This is a genomic window from Streptomyces sp. SID10853 (genome assembly GCF_010548145.1).
Classification (GTDB): Bacteria; Actinomycetota; Actinomycetes; order Streptomycetales; family Streptomycetaceae; genus Streptomyces.
In genome coordinates this window covers 1-1,364 of record NZ_JAAGLN010000478.1, presented here as the reverse complement: position 1 = coordinate 1,364, position 1,364 = coordinate 1, and the positions used below count along the sequence as shown (strand labels likewise).

Annotated in this window: 1 protein-coding gene and 1 pseudogene; both read right to left on the bottom strand. The window is 75.9% G+C overall.

What is annotated here, in order from left to right:
* A pseudogene (locus tag G3I19_RS37135) lies at positions 1-185 on the bottom strand (hypothetical protein); the annotation flags it as partial.
* Between the two features lie 123 nt (positions 186-308).
* Positions 309-1,364, bottom strand: a 1,056-nt coding sequence (locus tag G3I19_RS36465; protein WP_164267942.1) for a prolyl oligopeptidase family serine peptidase, incomplete at its 5' end; no start/stop codon positions are given.

The window sequence follows — 1,364 nt, the reverse complement described above, 5'->3', positions numbered from 1 at the left end:
GCGATCCGGACGGCGTCGTCGAGGACCGCCCTGGCCTGGCGGGCCAGCTCGGCCGGGGCCGGGGTACCGGCGGGCGGGCGCGGGGCGGGGCGGATGGGCCGGTTGCTCACGACACGGCGGGCCGTGACCAGAGGTCGGGGGCGGACGAGGCGGAGTCTGGAGTCGCGCGGGTTACGGGACGTCACGGGGAGCAGTCTTGCCTCTGACGGGCCGAAAGCCCAAACGGAACCCCTCGCTACAGGTTGACGCAGGGCGTCCGGGGGCGGACCTGTGTGCCCGGGGTGCTGCACGGTGTGCCGCACGGGGTGCTACATGAGCGGGGTAAGGAAGCGCCGCATGGCCTCTTCGTAGGCGGCGGGATCCGCGTTCCACATGGCCCCGTGCGGGGCGCCCGTCACGGTCCGCAGCTCCACCAACGTCGGCTTTTCCGCGGCGAGTTCGACGGAGCGCTGCCAGGAGGCCACCCGGTCGTCGGGGCCGTGGAAGATCAGGGTGGGCACGGTCAGCGCCCTGGGGTCGGCGGCGGCGCGCAGCCGGTCGCCGTTGACTCCGGTACGGCCCTGGGCGGCCCGCACCACCAGGGGCCGCAGGACGGCCGGGGTGCGCCGGGCCGAGGCCAGCGCACCGAGGGTGGCCTCCCAGTCGAGCACCGGGGAGTCGAGCACCAGGCCGCTGATGCGGTCGCGCATCCCCGAGCCTGCCGCGGCGTGCAGGGCCATGGCGGCACCGGTGGACCAGCCGTGCAGGATGACGTGCTCGGCGCCGTAGCGGACGGCGTAGCGGATGGCCGCGTCCAGGTCGCGCCACTCGGACGCGCCGAGGTGGCCCAGGCCGTCGGGGGACGCGGGGGCGCCGGGGTCCCCGCGGTAGGAGATGTCGAGGACCGGGAACTGCTGCTGGTGCAGGAAGCCCAGGACGTTCATGGGGTGCTCCCTGCCGGTCCCCCGGCCGTGCACCGTGATCACCCAGGTGGGGCGGGGGCCGGGCACGAACCAGGCGGGAGAGGACCCGAGTTCACCGGGGATCTCCACGTCGGCGTGGTCGATGCCGAGCGCGGAGCGCGGGTCTCCCACGTACACCTGCGGGGTGAGCCGGGCCTTGGTGCCGGGGCGGAGCGTGCCGTAGGTGACGCGGTCGAGGCGGCGCACGACGGTGTCGGCGGTCTCCGAGCCGCCGTCGATCACCGGTCCGACGACGGCGTGCAGCCCGGGGCCCTCCAGCCCGTACACACCGGGGCGCAGCGAGGCCAGGCACCGGGTGAGGGTGACCCGGCCGGGGGCCGTGGCGTGGACGGAGAGCCGGGGTTCGGCGGGCAGGGCCCGGCCGTGCGGCGCCTTGAGCGCGGCGTCGGCGGCGAGCCGGGC